Below are 18,709 nucleotides of genomic sequence, written 5' to 3'. Positions count from 1 at the left end.
AAGGCAGGATTCTCTCTCTTCTCCTCACTTTCTTCGGTTAATCACACCAAAGGGCAATAATTGATCGGTTGTTTTCGCAATCAGCCTTGGCGTTTTACCCACTAAACACGCTATCATCGACACACGCGCAGTGCCCCCTATCCCCCAGCCTCAGGAGAACGATATTTTGGATGCCAGCACCATTAACAGTTTGTTCGTCATCGGTGCCGTGCTGGTGGGGGCAAGCATTCTGCTCAGCTCATTTTCTTCCCGGCTCGGCATTCCGATCCTGGTGATCTTCCTGGCGATCGGCATGTTGGCCGGCGTCGACGGCCCCGGCGGCATCGTCTTCAGCAATTATCCGGTCGCTTACCTGGTCAGTAACCTCGCGTTGGCGGTGATCCTGCTCGACGGCGGCATGCGCACCCGGGTCAGCTCTTTCCGCGTCGCCCTGTGGCCGGCGCTGTCTCTTGCCACCATTGGCGTGGTGATCACCGCCGGCCTGACCGGCATGGCCGCCGCCTGGCTGTTCAATCTCGATCTGCTGCAGGGGCTGTTGATCGGCGCCATTATCGGTTCCACCGACGCCGCCGCGGTCTTCTCGCTGCTGGGCGGCAAAGGCCTGAACGAGCGCGTCAGCGCCACGCTGGAGATCGAGTCCGGCAGCAACGATCCGATGGCGGTGTTTCTCACCATCACGCTGATTGCGATGATCGCCGCCGGGGAAACCGCGCTGAGCTGGACCTTCCCGCTGCATCTGATGCAGCAGTTCGGCATGGGCATCGTCTTCGGTCTGGGCGGCGGCTGGCTGCTGCTGACGCTGATCAACCACATCAAACTGGCGGACGGCCTCTATCCGCTGCTGGCGGTGAGCGGCGGCATTCTTATTTTCGCGCTGACCACCGCGCTGGACGGCAGCGGCATTCTGGCGGTGTACCTGTGCGGCCTGCTGCTGGGCAATCGGCCGATCCGCAACCGTCACGGCATCGTACAAACCTTCGACGGCTTGGCCTGGCTCAGCCAGATCGGCATGTTCCTGGTGCTCGGCCTGCTGCTCAACCCGCACGAGCTGCTGCCGATCGCCATCCCTGCCCTGCTGTTGTCGCTTTGGATGATCCTGTTTGCCCGCCCGCTGTCGGTGTTTATCGGCCTGCTGCCGTTCCGAAGCTTTACCCTGCGCGAACGCGGCTTTATTTCCTGGGTCGGCCTGCGCGGCGCGGTGCCGGTGATCCTGGCGGTGTTCCCGATGATGGCCGGGCTGCCCAACGCCCAGCTGTTCTTCAACGTGGCGTTCTTCGTGGTGCTGGTCTCCCTGCTGCTGCAAGGCACCACGCTGTCGTTTGCCGCCAAAAAAGCCAAGGTGATCGTGCCGCCGGCGCTGACGCCTATCTCCCGCGTTGGGTTGGATGTGCACCCGGAGAACCAGTGGGAACAGTTCGTTTATCAGCTTTCGGCGGAAAACTGGTGCGTCGGCGCGGCGCTGCGTGAGCTGAGAATGCCGCCCAACACCCGCATTGCCGCCCTGTTCCGCGGCAAAGAGCTGCTGCACCCTAGCGGCAGTACCCGCCTGCGGGAGAACGATATTCTGTGCGTCATCGGTCATGAGCACGACCTGCCGATCCTCGGCAAGCTGTTCAGCCAGGCGCCGGCCGTGACGCTCGACGAGCGCTTCTTCGGTGACTTTATCCTGCAATCCGACGCCCGTTTAAGCGACATCTCGCAGCTTTATGGCCTCAATCTGCAGGACGACGTGGACGAGCAGCAGACGCTTGGCCAGTTCGTCATTCAGCTGATTGGCGGCGAACCGGTGATCGGCGACCAGGTGGAATGGGACGGCCTGACCTGGACCATCGCCGAAATGGACGGCAATCAAGTCAGCAAGATAGGCGTGCGGATTGTAACCGACTGACGCTGCCGCACCGGCTGCGTTACCAGACGAGGGAACTTCTGGCCTTAAGAACGTTCTTAATCACTATCATGATGCATGAAGTACGGCGTCGCTAAATTATATCCGGTTGATATAAAAACAATTTAACAGCGGCGCCAACAGGGATTAGGGATGTGAACGGCAAGACTCGATTTCTTTCGGTGATGATGATCATGGCGCTGGGCGTAGCGGCGCTCGATCTCAGCATCGCCGGTTTGGTCCATAGACTTTTAATTGGATAATTTCAACGTGACGCAGCGGGAACAAGAAAAAGACATTCTGGGGAAAATACTGGTGACGGTGTCCGCGCTTTGCCTGATTCTGGTGGCGGCGTTCCTCATCTGGGGATTCGTGCTGGATTGATACCGCCCGACGCTCAGAGATAAAAAAAACCGCCGCGGCGGTTTTTTTTATGGGTCAGGCGATCAGATCTTGCAACCTTCGCAGTCCGCTTCGTCTTCGAGGAACTCAGGGACCTCTTTTACCTTCTGCGCCGCTTTTTCTTCGGCTTTCGCCAGTTCGGCATCGATATCAAAATCGAAAATATCATCACTCATCGCTTGGTCCTCACTCTGCTTCACGTTCAAACGCTGAGTATAATCGACAAGCCGCCGGCCGGAAACCTTTCAGTTTGCCGCCGCCAGCTGCGGTGGCTCATCCTGCGGCTTTTTTCCGTAGGCCATGTCATACACGTCGTAGAAGTCGATTTCGCCCTTGTTGCCGATGATCACCCGCATCTTCTGTTTCAGCGCGGCGCCGATAGACGGCTCATCCAGCAGCTGCTGCACCGCATAAGGCGACAGCGCGCGGGTAAAGTACCATTCGCCGTTGTAGCAAACCCGCAGATCCAGCACCCCGATGTCCTCGAAGCGGTATACCGGCCGGATCTCTATCAGCAGCATGGCGAACATGAACAGCACGAAAGCGGTGAAGCCCAGGAAGGCATATATCCCCATGTACGGCACCTGGTACATCACGGCGATCACCGCGAAATAACCGGCGAACATGGCAAGGCACAGATAGCGGTGAGTGCGGGCGAATTCGCTGTTGAAGCGCGGCTTGCCGTCACGCCCTTCGCGCCGATTGATCTGTTCAATCTCTTTAACCAAGATGCTTTTAATCGCGTCCATCGTTACAACCTTATGCTGGAAACAGCATTGCCATCAAATCTCACCGCTAAAAGTAACACAAGTACAGTTTCGCCGGGTAGATCAGTTAGCCAACTTAATGGCGGCAACTGTTATAGTTCGGATTCAGCGCGGCTGGGCGGCCTTGCCTTGCGCAAACATGAACATGCGCTGGGCCACATCGTCGGCCTGTTTGATTTTCTGCTTTTGCGGTTCGTTGCTGCGTTGAATGGCGCGGGCGTAAGCGATTTCATGAGCCTGATCGATCATCGCGATGATCCGGTCACGTTCGGTCTTCTCCATATTGCCCAACATGGTGGTGATAATCGCCTGATAAGCGTTGGACGCGGCGCTCAGCGCTTTCTCTCTCGCCTCGAGGGCGGCGACGCGTTGCAAGAGTTCCTGCAGTTGCTCGGAGTGAGACATATCGACCTCCTGTTGCCGGGCAGCAAGCCTGCCTGATTACAGTTTAGCAAAGGATCGAAAGAGAAAGAGGAAGGAAAGCCAGCGGTTACGGTAAAGCACACCCGAAAATCCCAACGAGGAGCCGATAGTGCAAATCAACCCGGGTGCGCTTTACGGTAAGCGCGGTGAGATGAAGGGAAGAAAGCTGGCGCGCTATGCAGGACTCGAACCCGCGTCTATCAATTTTCAAGCCAAAACAAGCCATTATAAAACCAATCACTCTGCCAACTGAGTTAATAGCGCGTTCCTTCGCTTCGGGACGCCATTATCCATAACAACATTATGGACACAAGCTTTTTTAGCATAATGCCCTGAATTTACAGATAAGTCTTAGGTTATCGATAGCATTATGGCATTACGGCAGCTCAATAATCCGATAATCGCCGGCGATGAGCGGCTTGCACAAAATCTTGTAGCCATCGCTGTCAAAGTGGCTGGCCGCGCTCTGCAACCGCTGCGCCTGCGCCAGGCTGCTGACCGAGCCCAGATAAAACCAATTGTGAATCACATGGTACTGCCGCAGCGTCTCGCCCTGCTCTTCCAACGCCACGCGCCCGGCGAACGGCCAACAGGCGATGCGTAGCTGTTCCAGCGCCGCGCCGAGCCGCCGCGCATGTTCCTGCGCCGGCTCCACGCCGCAGCAGGCGCCGGCGCACTTGCGCAGGCTGTAGCGGAAGCAGGCTCGCCCGGCGGGCAGCTTGTCGATCCCCAGCTTGCCGTAACATAAACGATGCTCGTCGGCGATGGCGCGCAGCTTTTCCAGCGCGGCATGGCGATTGGCAAACAGCCCATAAAGGTGGGGCGTGACGGCGAAATCGATCTCTTTGGCGTGGGCAATCGTCACCGTGTCCGCCTGCAGACGCAGCGCGCACAGCTGTTTCGAGCGCCGCAGGCGCTTGTTGAACAGCGGCTGCTGTTGCTTGATCAACTGCGCCTCCAGCAGCAGTGCCCCCAACTCGCCCGCAGTCTCGATAAAGCTGATATGCCGGGTTTGCCGCAGCATTTTTGCCTCGTCCTGCGCACGGAAATGCGCCATTACGCGGCTGCGTACGTTGACGCTTTTACCGATGTAAAGCGGCAGGCTTTCGCTCTGGCCGTGAAACACATAGACGCCCGGCCCTTTGGGCAACGGCGCCAGGCAGGCGCGCAGGTGCTCCGGGTATTGGTAAATGTCGAGTTCCGGCTCGAGGCGGTTTGGCATCATGGCGGCGGCGTTATCCTGCTAATGAATGAATACTGGTTTTTTAGCCAGTATAGCGTGCCGCGCAGCCGGTTGCACACCCGGCGGATAATAACTCACCGTGATCTTTAGCGGGAAAGCCTTTACTATCCCCTTTCCAGCGGGAAAGCGCCTCACGTTTAGCGCCAGTTCAGGCTGGCGCTGCCATGATGGCAGACTGGAACCGCCGCTTTTATCGTTATGGAAAACCTGGGCATGCCATCACTGAAACTCACACCCCGTCGTCTGGCGTTGATCGCCGTCATCGTTTTCATCGCCGTCGCCATCGCGCTGGCCCTCTATTGGCAACGCCCGCCGCAGCAGGATTACGTTACCGCACCGGCCCGCCTGGGCGATATCGAGAATGCCGTGCTGGCCACCGGGCGGCTGGATGCCGTCGAACGCGTTAATGTCGGCGCGCGGGTCTCCGGTGAAGTCAAATCGCTGAAGGTCAAACTGGGGGATCGCGTCACCAAAGGACAGCCGATCGCCGACATCGACGATCTGCAACAGCGCAACGATCTGCGCAACGCCGAGGCGGCGCTGAACGTCATCAAAGCCGAACTGCAGGCCAAGCAGGCACAGCTTAAGCAGGCCGAGTCGCGTTTCAAACGCCAGCGGCGCATGCTGAACGACGAAGCCAGCTCGCGTGAAGACTTCGAAACCGCCGAGGCCACGCTCGCCACCACCCGCGCCGAACTGCTTTCGCTCAATGCGCGCCTGGTGCAGGCGCAGATTGAAGTCGACAAGAAAAAGATCGACCTGGGGTATACCCGCGTCGTCGCGCCGATGGACGGTATCGTCATCGCCGTGGTCACGCAGCAGGGTCAAACGGTCAACTCCACCCAAAGTGCGCCGACCATCGTCAAGCTGGCGCGGCTGGATATGATGACCATCAAGGCGCAGATCTCCGAAGCCGACATCACCCGCATTTCGCCGGGGCAAAAGGCTTACTTCACCATTTTCTCCGATCCGGATAAACGCTACGACGCCACGCTGCGCACCATCGAACTGGCGCCGGAATCGGTGATGAAAGACGACTCGCTCGCCGGCACCAGCTCCGCTTCGGGCTCCGGTACCTCGAACGCCTCGGTCTATTACAACGCGCTGCTGGACGTGCCCAACCCGGAAAACCGCCTGCGCATCGCCATGACCGCGCAGGTTTCCTTGCTGCTCGGCGAAGCGAAGAATGCCCTGCTGGTGCCGATCCAGGCGGTGCATAAAACCGAAGGAAAAGGGCAACAGGTGCAGGTGCTAACCCAAGATCAGCGGCTGGAAACGCGCGAAGTGACCACCGGCATCACCAACAACGTCGACATTCAGATCCTCAGCGGCCTGAAAGCCGGTGAAACCGTGGTGCTGTCGCAGCCCGCCGCCAAGTCGGCTGAGGATGGCATTTTCCTGTGAACGCGATCATCGAGCTAAAAGGCATCAGCCGGACCTACACCAACGGCGGTCAGGCGCTGACGGTGTTGAAAGACATCGATTTGACCATCGCCGCCGGCGAGCTGGTGGCGATCATCGGCGCCTCCGGCTCCGGCAAATCGACGCTGATGAACATCATGGGCTGTCTCGACGTGCCGGATCGCGGCGACTACTACATCAGCGGCCAGAACGCCGCCCACCTGTCGCCGGACGAACTGGCCCGCCTGCGCCGCGAGCATATCGGCTTTATCTTCCAGCGTTATCATCTGATGCCCGATCTCAGCGCGCTGGGCAACGTTGAAATTCCGGCCATCTACGCCAACGCCCGGCGCGATCAGCGGCGGCAGCGGGCAGCGCAGCTGCTCGCGCGGTTGGGTCTGGAAGGACGCGAAGACCACAAGCCCGGCCAGCTTTCCGGCGGCCAGCAGCAGCGCGTCAGCATCGCGCGCTCGCTGATCAACGGCGGCGAAATTATCCTGGCGGACGAACCGACCGGCGCACTGGACACCCAATCCGGCCAGGAAGTGCTGGCGATCCTCAGCGAGCTGAATCAGCGCGGCCACACCGTGGTGATCGTCACCCACGATATGAACGTGGCACAACATGCGCAGCGCGTCATCGAGCTGCGGGACGGTGAGATCATCGCTGACAGCGGCCGCCAATCGGCACCCGCCGTCGCGCTGCCGCCGCCGAACCGCAGCCGGCAAAGCGGCTGGCAAAGCCTGATCGACCGCACCCGTGAATCGCTGCACATGGCGCTGAAAGCGATGAACGCCCATCGCCTGCGCACCGCGCTGACCATGACCGGCATTATCTTCGGCATCGCCGCCGTCGTTACGGTCGTGGCGCTGGGCGAAGGGGCCAAGCAGCGCACGCTGGAGAATATCAAGGGACTCGGCACCAACGTGGTGAGCATCTATCCGGGGCGTGATTTCTTCGACGACGCCATCGACAGCATCCGCACCCTGGTGCCGGCCGATGCCGACGCGCTGGCGCAGCAAAGCTTCGTCGACAGCGTCAGCCCGGAGGTCAGCGCGTCCGACAGCATTCGTTTTCGCAGTAAATCTGCCACTGCGTCAATCACCGGCGTCGGGCGCGACTATTTCCGCGTCAACGGCATCACGCTGGTGCAAGGCGCCACCTTCCGCGACGATCGCAACGCGCTGCAGGAAGTGATCATCGACGACAACGCGCGCCAGGCGCTGTTCGGCGATTTCGGCGTCGAGCCGCTCGGCCAGATCGTGTTTCTCGGCTCGGTGCCGGCGCGGGTGGTCGGCGTCGCCAAAAGCGAACGCAACTATGCGCCCAACCGCATCAGCGTCTGGATGCCCTACAGCACGGTGATGTACCGCATGGTCGGCAAAACCACGCTCAGCGGCATTACCGTGCGGCTGAAGGATGACGTCGCCAGCGAAGCCGCCGTCAGCGCCATTACGCAGTTGCTGACCCAGCGCCATGGCGTCAAGGATTTCATGACGTTCAACCGCGATCAGTTCCGTAAATCGATCGAGCGCACCTCGATGACGCTCAGTTTGCTGATCCTGATGGTGGCCTCGATCTCGCTGGTGATCGGCAGCCTGGGCGTGATGAACATCATGCTGGTCTCGGTGACCGAGCGCACCCACGAGATCGGCGTGCGCATGGCGGTCGGCGCAAGGCGCGGCGATATCATGCAACAGTTCATGATCGAGGCGGTGCTGGTCTGCCTGATCGGCGGCGCATTGGGTATCGCACTGTCGTTCGCCGCCGGGTCGCTGTTCACCTCGCTGGCGGGCGGCATGTTCACCGCCATCTATTCCTGGCAAGCCGCCGCGACGGCGTTTTTCTGTTCAACCTTAATCGGCATGATCTTCGGTTATCTCCCCGCCCGCAAAGCGGCAAGGATGGATCCGGTCGTTTCATTGGCCAGCGAGTAACCCATGAAAATTTTCTCTCCCTTGGCATTAAGCCTCGCCGCCCTGCTCACCGCCGGCTGCGGCAACACCCTGAAAAGCGACTACCGGGCGCCGCAGGTCAACTATCCGACGAGCTGGCAGCACGCCGCCGAAAACGCCGCGCCGACGCCGTTTGACTGGCGCGATTTCCACGATCCCGAGCTCGATCGCTGGCTGCGACAGGTGATGGCGAGCAACAACGATCTGGCCGTCGCCGTGTTGCGCGTCTACCGCGCGCGCCTCGAGGCTGAACGCGTTGGCATCAGCACCGCGCCCGACGTCAACGCCTCGTTGAACAGCGGCATCAATCGCCCGCTGTCGGAGTCCTCCGCCTGGAGTAAAACCAGCGGCGCGACGCTCTCTACGAGCTATGAAGTCGACCTGTGGGGCAAATTGGCGCGCCAGCGCGACGCCGCCGAGTGGGCCAGCCAGGCTTCCGAGCAGGATCTGCAGACGGCGCGCCTGACGCTGCTGGCCAACGCCGCCACGAATTACTGGCGCATCGGCTTCCTCAATCAGCAGATCGGCGTCAGCCAGGCGAGCATCGCCTACGCCAAACAGACGCTGCGGCTGGCCAACGCCCGCTACCGGGCCGGCAGCATCTCGGCGCTGGACGTGGTGAACGCGGAACAAAACGTGCTAACGCAGGAAAGCCGGCTGCTGACGTTGCAACACGAACGTCAACAGACGTTGAACGAACAGGCGGTGCTGCTGGGCGTACCTTCAGGCCAGACCACCATCGCGCCCGCACGTCTGCCGACGGCGGCAATGCCGCAGATCAGCACCGGCATTCCCGCCAACGTCTTGAGCCGTCGCCCGGATCTCAGCGCCAAAGAGCTGCGGTTGCGCGCCGCTCTGGCCAACGTCGACGAGAAACGTCTGCAATACTACCCCGCTTTCAGCCTGACCGGCTCGCTGGGCGCCAGCAGCAGCGCGCTGCTGGAGTTTCTGCGCAACCCGACGGGCAGCCTCGGCGCCGGCCTGACGTTGCCGTTCCTGCAATGGCGGCAAATGGGCGTGGATATCAAGATCGCCCGTAACGACTACGAACAGCAGGTGCTGGAATTCAGGCAGGCGCTGTACAAGGCGATGGGCGATGTAAATAACGCCCTGTCGCTGCGCGCACAGCTGCTGGCGCAAGAGGCGCAGTTGCAGGCCTCGCTGGCGCTGGCGCGCAAATCGGAGCGGCTGAACGAGGTGCGTTACCGGCAGGGCGCCGTCACCATTACCGATTGGCTGAATGCTCAGGAGCAGCGTCGTCAGGCGGAGCTGGCGGTGGACGAAAACCGCTTCGCGCAGTACCAGAACCTGGCGAAAATCTATCTGGAATTCGGCGGTTCATCGGCCCTCTGATCCAAACTGCCTGGCCATCCGGCCAGGTGGTTTTTTAGCGGCAAACACATCAATTTTTCCTGTTTTATCTCCCGCACTCTCTATACTTCAAACATGGCCAATCAGACGAAAAACCGTCAAATCGCACAATTATTAGACCATTCTCGCACCAAATCGGTGCAAACACTTAAGTTAAACTGCTGAATTTGATCGCCGCAAGATATAACGTTAAGCTATAGATGCAAAATAATTAGTCACCTAAATGACATAACCTTGGCATAAACGACGATATTTTGTGATCCACATCCCAACTTAAATGTGGATAATGAATCGTCTTGAACCGCGATTCGATTAGCCGATTTGATAACTCGAAAACAACAGTGAACGGAGATTACGCTTTCACGAACAACGAATAATTCATTAAGGGATGATTATATGAAGTTAAGAAAAAAACGACATAAACCGATGCACATCAGCGACATCACCATCATCGATGACAGCAAACTCAAGAAAGCGATCACCGCGGCGGCCCTGGGCAACGCGATGGAGTGGTTCGACTTCGGCGTATACGGCTTTGTCGCCTACGCACTTGGCCAGGTATTCTTCCCCGGCGCCTCGCCCGGCGTACAAATGATCGCCGCGCTGGCAACCTTCTCCGTGCCCTTCCTGGTACGTCCGCTCGGCGGTCTGTTCTTTGGCGCCATGGGTGACAAGTTCGGTCGCCAAAAGGTGCTCTCGGTCACCATTATCATCATGGCGGTCAGCACCTTCTGTATCGGCCTGATCCCGTCCTATGCGTCGATCGGTATCTGGGCACCGATCCTGCTGCTGCTGGCCAAGCTGGCGCAGGGCTTCTCCGTCGGCGGTGAATATTCCGGTGCGGCAATTTTCGTCGCCGAATACTCGCCGGACCGCAAACGCGGCTTTATGGGCAGCTGGCTGGACTTCGGCTCCATCGCCGGCTTTGTGATGGGCGCAGGCGTGGTGGTGCTGATCTCCAGCATCGTCGGCGAAGCCAACTTCCTCGACTGGGGCTGGCGTATCCCGTTCTTCATCGCCGCGCCGTTGGGCTTGATCGGCCTCTATCTGCGCCATGCGCTGGAAGAAACCCCGGCGTTCCAGCAGCACGTGGACAAGATGGAGAAAGAGGATCGCAACGCCATCGAAAATCCGCCAAAAACCTCGTTCAAAGAGATCGCGGCCAAACACTGGAAAAGTCTGCTGGTGTGCGTCGGCATCGTGATTTCCACCAACGTGACCTATTACATGCTGCTGACCTACATGCCGAGCTACCTGTCGCATAACCTGCACTACTCGGAAGATCACGGCGTTCTGATCATCATCGCCATCATGATCGGCATGCTGTTCGTACAGCCGGTAATCGGCCTGACCAGTGACCGCATCGGCCGTAAGCCGTTCATTATCGGCGGCAGCATCGGCCTGTTGGCGCTGGCGATCCCGTGCTTCATTCTGATCAACAGCAACGTGATTGGCCTGATCTTCGTCGGTCTGCTGGTGCTGGCGGTGCTGCTCAACTCCTTCACCGGGGTGATGGCCTCAATTCTGCCGGCGATGTTCCCGACGCACATCCGCTACAGCGCGCTGGCGATTTCGTTCAACATTTCGGTGCTGATCGCCGGTGCGACGCCGACCGCCGCCGCCTGGCTGGTCGAAGCGACCGGCAACCTGTACATGCCGGCCTACTATCTGATGGTCGTGGCGGTGATCGGTCTTATCACCGGTCTGTACATGAAAGAAACCGCCAACAAACCGCTGCGCGGCGCGACGCCGGCTGCGTCTGACCGTTCAGAGGCGAAAGAGCTGCTGCAGGAGACCTACGACAACATCGAACAGAAAGTCGAGGACATCAACGCGCAGATCGCCGAATTGGAAAAGAAAAAGCAGATCCTGATCGACCAGCATCCCAAGCTGGACTGATCGGCGCTGAAAGACAAAAGCCACCCGATTGGGTGGCTTTTTTGCTTTAAATTCAACCGAAATAATACGCAGCGCATTTTATGACAATCGGGTTTGATGGTAGGCTTTACAGCACACTCTTAATTGATGAAGCACGCGATCATGAGCAAAATGGACCTTCCCGTCATCATCGGTATCCTTGTTATGCTCACCCTGTGGCTCGGCGCACTCTTCAACATCGGCGATATCACCTTCACCATTTCACGCCTGTTCCACTGGATTGAAAGCCAACGCGGCTAACCCGCACAGGCGGTGGAAAACATCGGCTATGATTGAAAGACCTTACCGCCATTTTCCGCGATTATCGCTCGCGATAAAGGGGACTGTATCATGACCGATTATGCGTTCTACAATCAGATCCTGACCCGGCTGGCCGCCAATCACCCCGGCACGCTGGATGAAAAAACCTACGAACTGTGGAAACAAGACGCCACCAGCCCGCATGCGTTCGCCGATCCCTTCGCCTATCTCAAAACCAAGGGCCTGATACAGGCCTATGTGATGAGCGACATCGACGAGAACAACTATGATATCGACCCGCATCAAACGCGGATCACCACCGCCGGTCTCGAATTCATTCGCAACGGCGGGTTCAAATAAGGGCGACACGCGCCAATAAAAAACCGCCAGGCGGCGGTTTTTTACTCTACAAGCTTGCAGACCGGCTCAGGCGGGGAAAGGCCGATAAAATATGCGCAGCACTTCGTTGTCGCCCTGGCGTAAAAAGCCGCCTTCAGGCTGCCAGCGCAGATCGCGCGCCAGATTGAGATTTTCCCAGCCGACCGCGCCCCCCACGCCGATGCAAAGATTTTTATTGCCTGCGGCAAATCCCGCACCAGTACCGATCATGGCATGCAGCAAACGGGGCGCCGCCGCGTCACGCAGGGAGAATATGCCGATAAAACATCCCTGCGGCGCGCGCAGCATATCGGCCATCGTGCGGATCTCGGTATCGTCCGGGCTAACGAAATGTTTGTATTGCTTATCGAACACCGTCTGCCACAGCTGCTTGTATTTCGCCTTGCTGAGCGCGCCTGAACGGTGGGCACAAAGCACCACCGCATCCCAGCACATCTCCCCGCTCAACGAAAGATACTCTTCCGTATCGGTTTGCGGCTTATCGGCGTAATGCCGTGCAAATTCAGCCGCATTCAAATGCGGCGGCACGGCCTGTCTGGCAACGTCACTCTTGTAGCGCTTGAAATTCAACCAATGCACGGGAAGCCTCCTCTTCACCCGGTAGATTAACAAACCGGCAGCCGTGGATGAGACGCGCCATCAAATCCAGGGCATCGTCGGCAGCGGCGATTTCGTCGTCATTCAGCCCCTGTTCCACCGACCGCTCAATCGCGTTCATCACCCCTGGAGCGCTGGTTTCATCCCCCTGCGCCACCACGTCCAACACGGCTTTGCCAATCGCCAAACAAAGCTCATGATCAAACTCAACCTCTTTATACGGATACGGTTGCATAATCACTCCGATAAATTTTTACCCCAGAATACTAGACCACAATGGCGTATCGCGCCTGCCGCCGTAGCGCAGCGCTGTATGCAACCGAAGAGAAATGCATCAGGCCCCGGGTTGATAGCCCGAAGCCCGATAAAAGGCAGGTTATTGCGGTGCTTGTTCGCTAGGGCGAATGATAAAACAAGTGGCGGTTGCCGAAGCCAGCAGCTTCCCTTGCGCCGTTTTGAGCGTGCCTTCCGCGAAGGCCACGTTTTTGGCCGCATAGACCAGACGCCCTTCGGCGATCAGGTCAGTTTCCTTCGGCACAGGGCGCAACATTTTAACCTGCAGATCGACGGTGCCATACCCAATCCCCGCGCCCAGCGTACTGTGCACCGCGCAACCGGTCACCGAGTCCAAGACCGTGGCGGCAAAGCCGCCATGAACGCCCCCCAGCGGATTCAGGTGGCGCCCGTCAGCCCGCGCCACGATGCGGATATACCCCTCTTCAACCGCCACCGGTTTCATGGGCACGGTTTCAGCGATCGAAGCCGGTGGGATTTTACCGGCCATCGCAGCCTGTAACAGCGCCAGTCCGGTCATTTTTGTCGGGTCCATGGGTTTCTCCTCGGGTCAGTAAACCTCTCATATAGTAGAGGTCTGACCTGTTAGCTTGCTTTTTCGTGCGGATGCCACCTCCGCCCTGACTCCTTTGAGTGTGACCAGCATCACTCTTTAGGGTTAATAACCACAAATTTATTATTGCCTTTAGATTTAAAACAACTTTCTGCAGCCAACACGGCCGGAAACTGAGCGCAGTTAAGTTCAACATTATTAAGGCGTATTTATCATGGATTTCTTTCTGCAATTAGCGGTGATATTGGCATGCCTGCTGTATGGGGCGCGTAAGGGCGGCATTGCGCTGGGGTTACTGGGTGGGATCGGGTTGATGATCCTGGTGTTCGGCTTTCACCTGCAGCCCGGCAAACCGCCGGTAGACGTGATGCTGGTGATCATCGCGGTGGTGGCGGCCTCCGCCACCCTGCAGGCTTCGGGCGGGTTGGACGTCATGCTGCAGATCGCCGAACGGATGCTGCGACGTAACCCACGCTATGTCTCGATCATCGCGCCGTTCGTGACCTGCATTCTCACTATTCTGTGCGGCACCGGGCACGTGGTGTACACCATCTTGCCGATCATTTATGACGTGGCGATCAAAAATAACATCCGCCCGGAGCGGCCGATGGCGGCCAGCTCGATCGGCGCGCAGATGGGCATTATCGCCAGCCCGGTTTCGGTGGCGGTGGTCTCACTGGTGGCGATGCTCAGCAGTTACACCTTCAATGGTCGCCATCTGGAATTCCTCGACCTGCTGTCTATCACCATCCCTTCGACCCTGTGCGGCATTCTGGCGATCGGCATCTTCAGCTGGTTCCGCGGCAAAGACCTGGACAAAGACCCGGAGTTCCAAAAATTCATCTCGGTGCCGGAAAACCATCGCTACGTCTATGGCGATGCCGCCACCTTGCTGGACCGGGTGCTGCCGCGCAGCAACTGGATCGCCATGTGGATTTTCCTCGCCACCATCGCACTGGTGGCGGTGCTGGGGGCGTTTTCCGATCTGCGGCCCAGCTTCGGCGGCAAGCCGCTCTCCATGGTCCTGGTGATCCAGATGTGCATGCTGATGGCCGGGGCGTTGATCGTCATCATTACCCGCACCAACCCGGCGTCTATCTCTAAAAACGAAGTGTTCCGCTCCGGCATGATCGCCATCGTGGCGGTGTATGGCGTCGCCTGGATGGCGGAAACCATGTTCGGCGCGCACCTGGCGCAGATCGAAGCCACGCTGGGCGTGCTGGTGAAAGAATATCCCTGGGCCTATGCGCTGATCCTGCTGCTGGTGTCGAAATTCGTCAACTCGCAGGCCGCCGCGCTGGCGGCACTGGTGCCGGTGGCGCTGGCGATCGGCGTCAACCCGGCCTATATCGTCGCTTCGGCGCCGGCCTGTTACGGTTATTATATTCTGCCGACCTACCCCAGCGATCTGGCGGCGATCCAGTTCGACCGCTCCGGCACCACCCGCATCGGCCGCTTCGTGATCAACCACAGCTTTATTCTTCCCGGCCTGATCGGCGTCAGCGTCTCCTGCGTCTTCGGCTGGATCCTCGCCGCGGCGTTCGGTTTCTTATGAGTTGTATTTCGGAGCCCTGCGGGGCTCCTCCGTGCAGGCAGGCTGACAATCAAAGGGTATGAGCATGATAAGAAAGGAAAAAGTGCGGGTGCAATACGAATTTCAGGCACAAAAAAACCGCCTCTCGGCGGTCTACGACATTACTACTTATTGCTTTGATTATTCGGTATTTTCGTTCCCTGGTACCCGGGGCGGGACTTGAACCCGCACAGCCATAAGCCGAGGGATTTTAAAAACTATCCAAGGCTTTTAAAAATCATAACCTTATGATTTAAAAGATAAGGATGATTAGGCATAGTTGAGCTTTGTTGTGCGTATGCGATTTTTATCGCCACTGTTTTAAGCCTCCAAACGCTCAGCTCCTAGGCTGTCAAATGGATTGAGAGAAATCGCGGCCTCCAGGTGCTCAGGCGCAAAATGCGCGTATCTCATCGTCATTGTGATCGAGCTATGTCCCAGTATCTGCTGCAGCACCAGAATATTACCCCCGCGCATCATAAAATGACTTGCGAACGTGTGTCTTAAAACGTGAGTGCGCTGCCCTGCTGGAAGCTCAATGCCTGCACGCTTCAGAGCGGAACCGAAAGCCTCATAGCATGGGGTGAAAAGATTGCCTCTCTTTCTGGGTAGTAATGCCTGCACTTTGGCAGATATTGGAATGGTTCTATTCTTCTTGCTTTTTGTCTGGGTAAAGGTAAGGCGCCCGGGCATTACCTGAGATTGCTTTAAATCTTGAGCCTCACTCCAGCGCGCGCCAGTCGCTAGGCAAACGCGAACCACAGCACCAAGATCTTTATTTGCAGACTCGTCACAAGCATCAAGTAGGCGTTGAATCTCATCGTCATATAAAAATGCCAGCTCCTGATCGCCTTCGCGGAATTGACGAATGCCATCAAGTGGGTTATCCCCCTGCCACTCTCCGAGACGTTTCAATTCAGAGAATACAGCATGCAGGTATGAATATTCCCGATTAACTGTGGCCTCTTTCAGCTGTTTTTTCCCTTTCGGATTCCAATCACCGCGCAACCGACGCTCGCGGTAGATGGCAAACATGTTTTTATCGAATGTGTCGACCAGTGGATCACCAAGACGCTCACAGATGGCCTCCAGCTTAGCCTTTCTCTCTTCTCCAGAAGTGAGAGATTTGCCGTGCATTTCGTACCAACGTGAGACGAGATCAGATAGCTTTTGAGTGTTGGCCTCAATGTTTGAGCCATGAGCATCACTCATGATGCGGCGCTCATACGAGAGCGCCTCACCTTTCGTCGCTCGTGTTACCCGAATTCTCTTGCCAGAAGCACCGTAGGGGTAACACTCACAAAGCCATTTACCCGAAGGCAGTTTACGTACTGTCATATGTGTTTTGTCACCATTTGCACGCATGTCTGAGGGGTTTTATAGCCTCTGACAAGCCAGAAAGATCGAAAGTGGCATCAATGGCATTTTCACTATACGGTACAATTTGGAGATAGAGTTTCTTGCTATTCATTAGCTTCTTAATCGTGGGAATTGCATTTCCGCGGTAAAATACAGATTTATTATCTGTCGAAATTGTATACATTTTTTGAGTGGCCTTATCCGCATCAATCCGCTGAATCATCCTTGCTTGGTCTGTGCCTAAGAATACTCCCCAACTTACGAAAAGCTCTGTTTTAGCTTCTCTACAAACAGCATAAAGAGACGGGTTTAAATATTCGCCATACGGCGTTCTGATCGTATTGGTTGATGCAAGACTTACAAAAACATTCCACGAATCATCGATTTGGGACTGCATCTTCTCAATCTTCCATCCCCCAACATCTCCATCCGGAAGTCCTGACTGTAGGCCTTCGGGTTCTTTTTCTTTGGATGCATCGTTTTTAGACATCAAGTCATAGCATTGCAAGCGCTGGATGTTATCTTTTAGTGATCTGCATTCTGAAGCCGTCGGGTTCTGTGTGTCTTGTGCATAAACGTGTGAAGCATAAGAGAGGATTACCAAAGGTATAATTTTTGCTAATAATTTTTTCATTTATTCACCAATAAATAATAATGAAACTAAATTTTTCATGTGCAGTGGTTCTACGTCTTATACAATTTTGGGAGTCAGTGAAATATGAAGTTGTTCTCGGCAAAATTGTAATATCCACATTTAATCAATGAGCTAAATTCCAAGAATGATAAAGTCGATAATCACAGGGACGGAAAAGCCTAAGAGAAATAAAAATGCCGTGAAACCAGGGTTATCCCAAGCCAAACGCCCCCACTGCACAAACACGGGTACTTTTTTGGTAACCTCGTTGCTCATACCGCGTTCCTGATCCAGCCACAACAATGCTTGCTGAAGTTCGATGCGCTGAAGGTTTTTTAGGTGGCTTGAACCAAAACTTTTTCGGCAATACTGCAGAAGGTCATTGTAGCGATCTGTGTTGGCACTGATTTTTAGCAATGCAGATATCAGTTCATTCTTTTGGGATTTCTCTCGGCATAAATCCAATTGTGCCTGAAGGTAACTATAAGCAGGTTGATATTGACTAACAGTCATTTCTTCTACACTTCTGACGCCTATTTCTGCATGGACTCGATGCCATACCTCGTAACCTTCTTCATTCCCTGCTTCCGCTACAGCGAGAATCAATTGGTGGAGCTGTTTACGCTGAGCGGGAACCAATGGCCGAGTGTCTTTTTCTACAACAGGGGCAGTTATGTTGACAAAGTCCCTAGCTATATAATTTTCTGCCGTTATACGCTCTTCATGGAAATCGTTGCCAGCAACCCTGTTATGCCTACCCTTAGAATCACTCCCCATAGAGTCCCTCCTGAACTATTTATTCTTGTACTCATGAAAGTCACGTCCAGCAATCCTTTGGCCGCTTCCACCGCTTACGCTTATTGCTTTGGAATCTGCAACAGAGCTACCAGCGGTAAGAGCAGCAAGTGCAGCCGCCTTAACAGCCAGTGGGGCCGACCTGAAATGCCCAAGTAGTTCTTGCTCATCATTAGTTAAGGCTTCAGCAGACCGAACGCCAGTAACCACATACAGCACATCTAAGCCAAATTTTGACAATGCCAACAGATACTCAGCATCAGGACTGTTGTCGCCTTTTTCGTACTTGAGCTGGGTTTGTTTTCTAACGCCGCCAAGATCCCCCATGGCAACTTGTGTAAATCCTAGGCGCTCTCGTTCCTCTCTCAATCGAGTTCCGATACTTATTTTCATCTCTTTTCTCTTGACTGGTACGTTTTTTCGTACCAGAATGATTTTCACAGACACTTAGCAGATCACAATATACCACTATGAAACAAGAACTCCATGAGCCCCGCTCACGTTTGCCTCGTGGGATTGCTGCAAAAAATCCAATTCCTATGCGCTTGTCGGAGGATGAGCGCGCCGAACTCGAGGCAATCGCCACACGCGAAAGCCGATCCAGTTCAAGCATGGCGCGCCTGATCTTTCTTCGCGGGCTTGAGTCATTCACAGCTGAATGAGGCGTGGTATGGGAAACGTAACTATCAACATATCTGTACCAACCGGCTACGTCTCGCTCGAACGCTATGCCGAAATGGTTCAAATCCCGTTGGCCACCTGCCGCCGTATGGTTCGTGACGGAAGGATAATCATCCGCCCGAAAAATAAGGCAAAGGACAAGGTTGAGGTCAATCTCGTCGCCATGTTGAAAGATGCCATCGACAACAGCTGAGATCCC

The 18,709-nt window shown here is 56.3% G+C and carries 21 protein-coding genes and 1 tRNA gene; 10 read left to right on the top strand and 12 right to left on the bottom strand.

Going from position 1 to position 18,709, the window contains the following annotated elements; all coding sequences use genetic code 11:
- Positions 1–166: 166 nt before the first annotated feature.
- Positions 167–1,888, top strand: a complete 1,722-nt coding sequence (locus V8N38_RS09300) for a potassium/proton antiporter (protein ID WP_060440222.1) — start codon at positions 167–169, stop codon at positions 1,886–1,888.
- A gap of 252 nt (positions 1,889–2,140) precedes the next feature.
- Positions 2,141–2,269 carry a hypothetical protein gene (locus V8N38_RS09295; protein WP_019455877.1) on the top strand — a complete coding sequence of 43 codons (129 nt, stop codon included), beginning with the start codon at positions 2,141–2,143 and terminating at the stop codon, positions 2,267–2,269.
- Positions 2,270–2,331: 62 nt separating this feature from the next.
- Here the strand turns inward: V8N38_RS09295 and V8N38_RS09290 are convergent, their stop codons facing one another.
- From V8N38_RS09290 to cho, 5 genes are all read right to left on the bottom strand, one after another.
- The gene (locus V8N38_RS09290) at positions 2,332–2,463 is read right to left on the bottom strand and encodes a hypothetical protein (RefSeq protein ID WP_015377413.1); all 132 of its coding nucleotides are present in this window, start codon (positions 2,461–2,463) and stop codon (positions 2,332–2,334) included.
- Between the two features lie 69 nt (positions 2,464–2,532).
- Positions 2,533–3,036: a YlaC family protein gene (locus tag V8N38_RS09285; RefSeq protein ID WP_038875410.1), complete on the bottom strand. Its 504-nt coding sequence runs from the start codon at positions 3,034–3,036 to the stop codon at positions 2,533–2,535.
- A 123-nt stretch (positions 3,037–3,159) separates the two neighbouring features.
- Positions 3,160–3,459 (bottom strand): sigma-S stabilization anti-adapter protein IraP, encoded by a 300-nt coding sequence (locus V8N38_RS09280; RefSeq protein ID WP_016928230.1) that lies wholly within the window; start codon positions 3,457–3,459, stop codon positions 3,160–3,162.
- 185 nt (positions 3,460–3,644) lie between these two features.
- Positions 3,645–3,741, bottom strand: a tRNA-OTHER gene (locus V8N38_RS09275).
- A gap of 112 nt (positions 3,742–3,853) precedes the next feature.
- A complete protein-coding gene (gene cho / locus V8N38_RS09270; protein ID WP_060440223.1) occupies positions 3,854–4,702 on the bottom strand; it encodes an excinuclease Cho in 849 nt (282 codons plus the stop codon).
- Positions 4,703–4,942: 240 nt separating this feature from the next.
- Here cho and V8N38_RS09265 point away from each other — a divergent pair, with 240 nt between their 5' ends.
- From V8N38_RS09265 to V8N38_RS09240, 6 genes are all read left to right on the top strand, one after another.
- Positions 4,943–6,124: an efflux RND transporter periplasmic adaptor subunit gene (locus V8N38_RS09265; protein WP_244951299.1), complete on the top strand. Its 1,182-nt coding sequence runs from the start codon at positions 4,943–4,945 to the stop codon at positions 6,122–6,124.
- Complete coding sequence (locus V8N38_RS09260; RefSeq protein ID WP_060440224.1) at positions 6,121–8,058, top strand: MacB family efflux pump subunit; 1,938 nt, start codon at positions 6,121–6,123, stop codon at positions 8,056–8,058. The genes V8N38_RS09265 and V8N38_RS09260 overlap by 4 nt, the downstream gene beginning before the upstream one ends.
- A 3-nt stretch (positions 8,059–8,061) precedes the next feature.
- Positions 8,062–9,429: a TolC family protein gene (locus tag V8N38_RS09255; RefSeq protein WP_060440225.1), complete on the top strand. Its 1,368-nt coding sequence runs from the start codon at positions 8,062–8,064 to the stop codon at positions 9,427–9,429.
- 414 nt (positions 9,430–9,843) lie between these two features.
- A complete protein-coding gene (gene proP / locus V8N38_RS09250) occupies positions 9,844–11,346 on the top strand; it encodes a glycine betaine/L-proline transporter ProP (RefSeq protein WP_060419579.1) in 1,503 nt (500 codons plus the stop codon).
- Between the two features lie 141 nt (positions 11,347–11,487).
- Positions 11,488–11,625 (top strand): hypothetical protein, encoded by a 138-nt coding sequence (locus tag V8N38_RS09245; RefSeq protein ID WP_162215441.1) that lies wholly within the window; start codon positions 11,488–11,490, stop codon positions 11,623–11,625.
- 90 nt (positions 11,626–11,715) lie between these two features.
- Positions 11,716–11,985 (top strand): hypothetical protein, encoded by a 270-nt coding sequence (locus tag V8N38_RS09240; protein ID WP_060440226.1) that lies wholly within the window; start codon positions 11,716–11,718, stop codon positions 11,983–11,985.
- 66 nt (positions 11,986–12,051) lie between these two features.
- On the opposite strand, the gene V8N38_RS09235 is transcribed toward V8N38_RS09240, so the two are convergent.
- The 3 genes from V8N38_RS09235 to V8N38_RS09225 all read right to left on the bottom strand — a co-directional run bounded on the left by V8N38_RS09235 (position 12,052) and on the right by V8N38_RS09225 (position 13,450).
- Entirely contained in the window at positions 12,052–12,603 is a 552-nt protein-coding gene (locus tag V8N38_RS09235) for a hypothetical protein (protein WP_060440227.1), read from the bottom strand.
- Positions 12,569–12,856, bottom strand: coding sequence for a hypothetical protein (locus tag V8N38_RS09230; protein ID WP_060419583.1), 288 nt, complete (start codon positions 12,854–12,856; stop codon positions 12,569–12,571). Before V8N38_RS09230 ends, V8N38_RS09235 begins: the two co-directional genes overlap by 35 nt.
- A 141-nt stretch (positions 12,857–12,997) precedes the next feature.
- Positions 12,998–13,450: a PaaI family thioesterase gene (locus V8N38_RS09225; RefSeq protein ID WP_060419585.1), complete on the bottom strand. Its 453-nt coding sequence runs from the start codon at positions 13,448–13,450 to the stop codon at positions 12,998–13,000.
- A 232-nt stretch (positions 13,451–13,682) separates the two neighbouring features.
- Between V8N38_RS09225 and V8N38_RS09220 the strand changes: the two genes are divergently transcribed.
- Positions 13,683–15,023, top strand: coding sequence for an anaerobic C4-dicarboxylate transporter (locus tag V8N38_RS09220; RefSeq protein WP_025302367.1), 1,341 nt, complete (start codon positions 13,683–13,685; stop codon positions 15,021–15,023).
- A gap of 339 nt (positions 15,024–15,362) precedes the next feature.
- Here V8N38_RS09220 and V8N38_RS09215 read toward each other — a convergent pair whose 3' ends face one another.
- From V8N38_RS09215 to V8N38_RS09200, 4 genes are all read right to left on the bottom strand, one after another.
- Positions 15,363–16,379, bottom strand: a complete 1,017-nt coding sequence (locus tag V8N38_RS09215; RefSeq protein WP_149505968.1) for a tyrosine-type recombinase/integrase — start codon at positions 16,377–16,379, stop codon at positions 15,363–15,365.
- 10 nt (positions 16,380–16,389) lie between these two features.
- A complete protein-coding gene (locus V8N38_RS09210; protein ID WP_149505969.1) occupies positions 16,390–17,034 on the bottom strand; it encodes a type VI secretion system-associated protein TagO in 645 nt (214 codons plus the stop codon).
- A gap of 132 nt (positions 17,035–17,166) precedes the next feature.
- The gene (locus V8N38_RS09205; protein ID WP_149505970.1) at positions 17,167–17,811 is read right to left on the bottom strand and encodes a hypothetical protein; all 645 of its coding nucleotides are present in this window, start codon (positions 17,809–17,811) and stop codon (positions 17,167–17,169) included.
- 15 nt (positions 17,812–17,826) lie between these two features.
- Complete coding sequence (locus tag V8N38_RS09200; RefSeq protein WP_149505971.1) at positions 17,827–18,222, bottom strand: helix-turn-helix domain-containing protein; 396 nt, start codon at positions 18,220–18,222, stop codon at positions 17,827–17,829.
- A 277-nt stretch (positions 18,223–18,499) separates the two neighbouring features.
- Here V8N38_RS09200 and V8N38_RS09195 point away from each other — a divergent pair, with 277 nt between their 5' ends.
- Positions 18,500–18,703, top strand: a complete 204-nt coding sequence (locus V8N38_RS09195; RefSeq protein ID WP_060436649.1) for a hypothetical protein — start codon at positions 18,500–18,502, stop codon at positions 18,701–18,703.
- The last annotated feature ends 6 nt before the right edge of the window (positions 18,704–18,709 follow it).

The organism is Serratia nevei (assembly GCF_037948395.1).
In the GTDB taxonomy this organism is placed as follows: domain Bacteria; phylum Pseudomonadota; class Gammaproteobacteria; order Enterobacterales; family Enterobacteriaceae; genus Serratia; species Serratia nevei.
This window is presented reverse-complemented; position numbering and strand designations above follow the sequence as displayed.

Coding starts and splice junctions, on each gene's coding strand:
- V8N38_RS09285 (WP_038875410.1), bottom strand. CDS start 3,036: ATGGACGCGATTAAAAGCATCTTGGTTAAAGAGATTGAACAGATCAAT.
- V8N38_RS09230 (WP_060419583.1), bottom strand. CDS start 12,856: ATGCAACCGTATCCGTATAAAGAGGTTGAGTTTGATCATGAGCTTTGT.
- V8N38_RS09215 (WP_149505968.1), bottom strand. CDS start 16,379: ATGACAGTACGTAAACTGCCTTCGGGTAAATGGCTTTGTGAGTGTTAC.
- V8N38_RS09220 (WP_025302367.1), top strand. CDS start 13,683: ATGGATTTCTTTCTGCAATTAGCGGTGATATTGGCATGCCTGCTGTAT.
- V8N38_RS09205 (WP_149505970.1), bottom strand. CDS start 17,811: ATGGGGAGTGATTCTAAGGGTAGGCATAACAGGGTTGCTGGCAACGAT.
- V8N38_RS09245 (WP_162215441.1), top strand. CDS start 11,488: ATGAGCAAAATGGACCTTCCCGTCATCATCGGTATCCTTGTTATGCTC.
- V8N38_RS09210 (WP_149505969.1), bottom strand. CDS start 17,034: ATGAAAAAATTATTAGCAAAAATTATACCTTTGGTAATCCTCTCTTAT.
- V8N38_RS09280 (WP_016928230.1), bottom strand. CDS start 3,459: ATGTCTCACTCCGAGCAACTGCAGGAACTCTTGCAACGCGTCGCCGCC.
- V8N38_RS09195 (WP_060436649.1), top strand. CDS start 18,500: ATGGGAAACGTAACTATCAACATATCTGTACCAACCGGCTACGTCTCG.
- V8N38_RS09200 (WP_149505971.1), bottom strand. CDS start 18,222: ATGAAAATAAGTATCGGAACTCGATTGAGAGAGGAACGAGAGCGCCTA.
- V8N38_RS09290 (WP_015377413.1), bottom strand. CDS start 2,463: ATGAGTGATGATATTTTCGATTTTGATATCGATGCCGAACTGGCGAAA.
- V8N38_RS09225 (WP_060419585.1), bottom strand. CDS start 13,450: ATGGACCCGACAAAAATGACCGGACTGGCGCTGTTACAGGCTGCGATG.
- V8N38_RS09240 (WP_060440226.1), top strand. CDS start 11,716: ATGACCGATTATGCGTTCTACAATCAGATCCTGACCCGGCTGGCCGCC.
- proP (WP_060419579.1), top strand. CDS start 9,844: ATGAAGTTAAGAAAAAAACGACATAAACCGATGCACATCAGCGACATC.
- cho (WP_060440223.1), bottom strand. CDS start 4,702: ATGATGCCAAACCGCCTCGAGCCGGAACTCGACATTTACCAATACCCG.
- V8N38_RS09255 (WP_060440225.1), top strand. CDS start 8,062: ATGAAAATTTTCTCTCCCTTGGCATTAAGCCTCGCCGCCCTGCTCACC.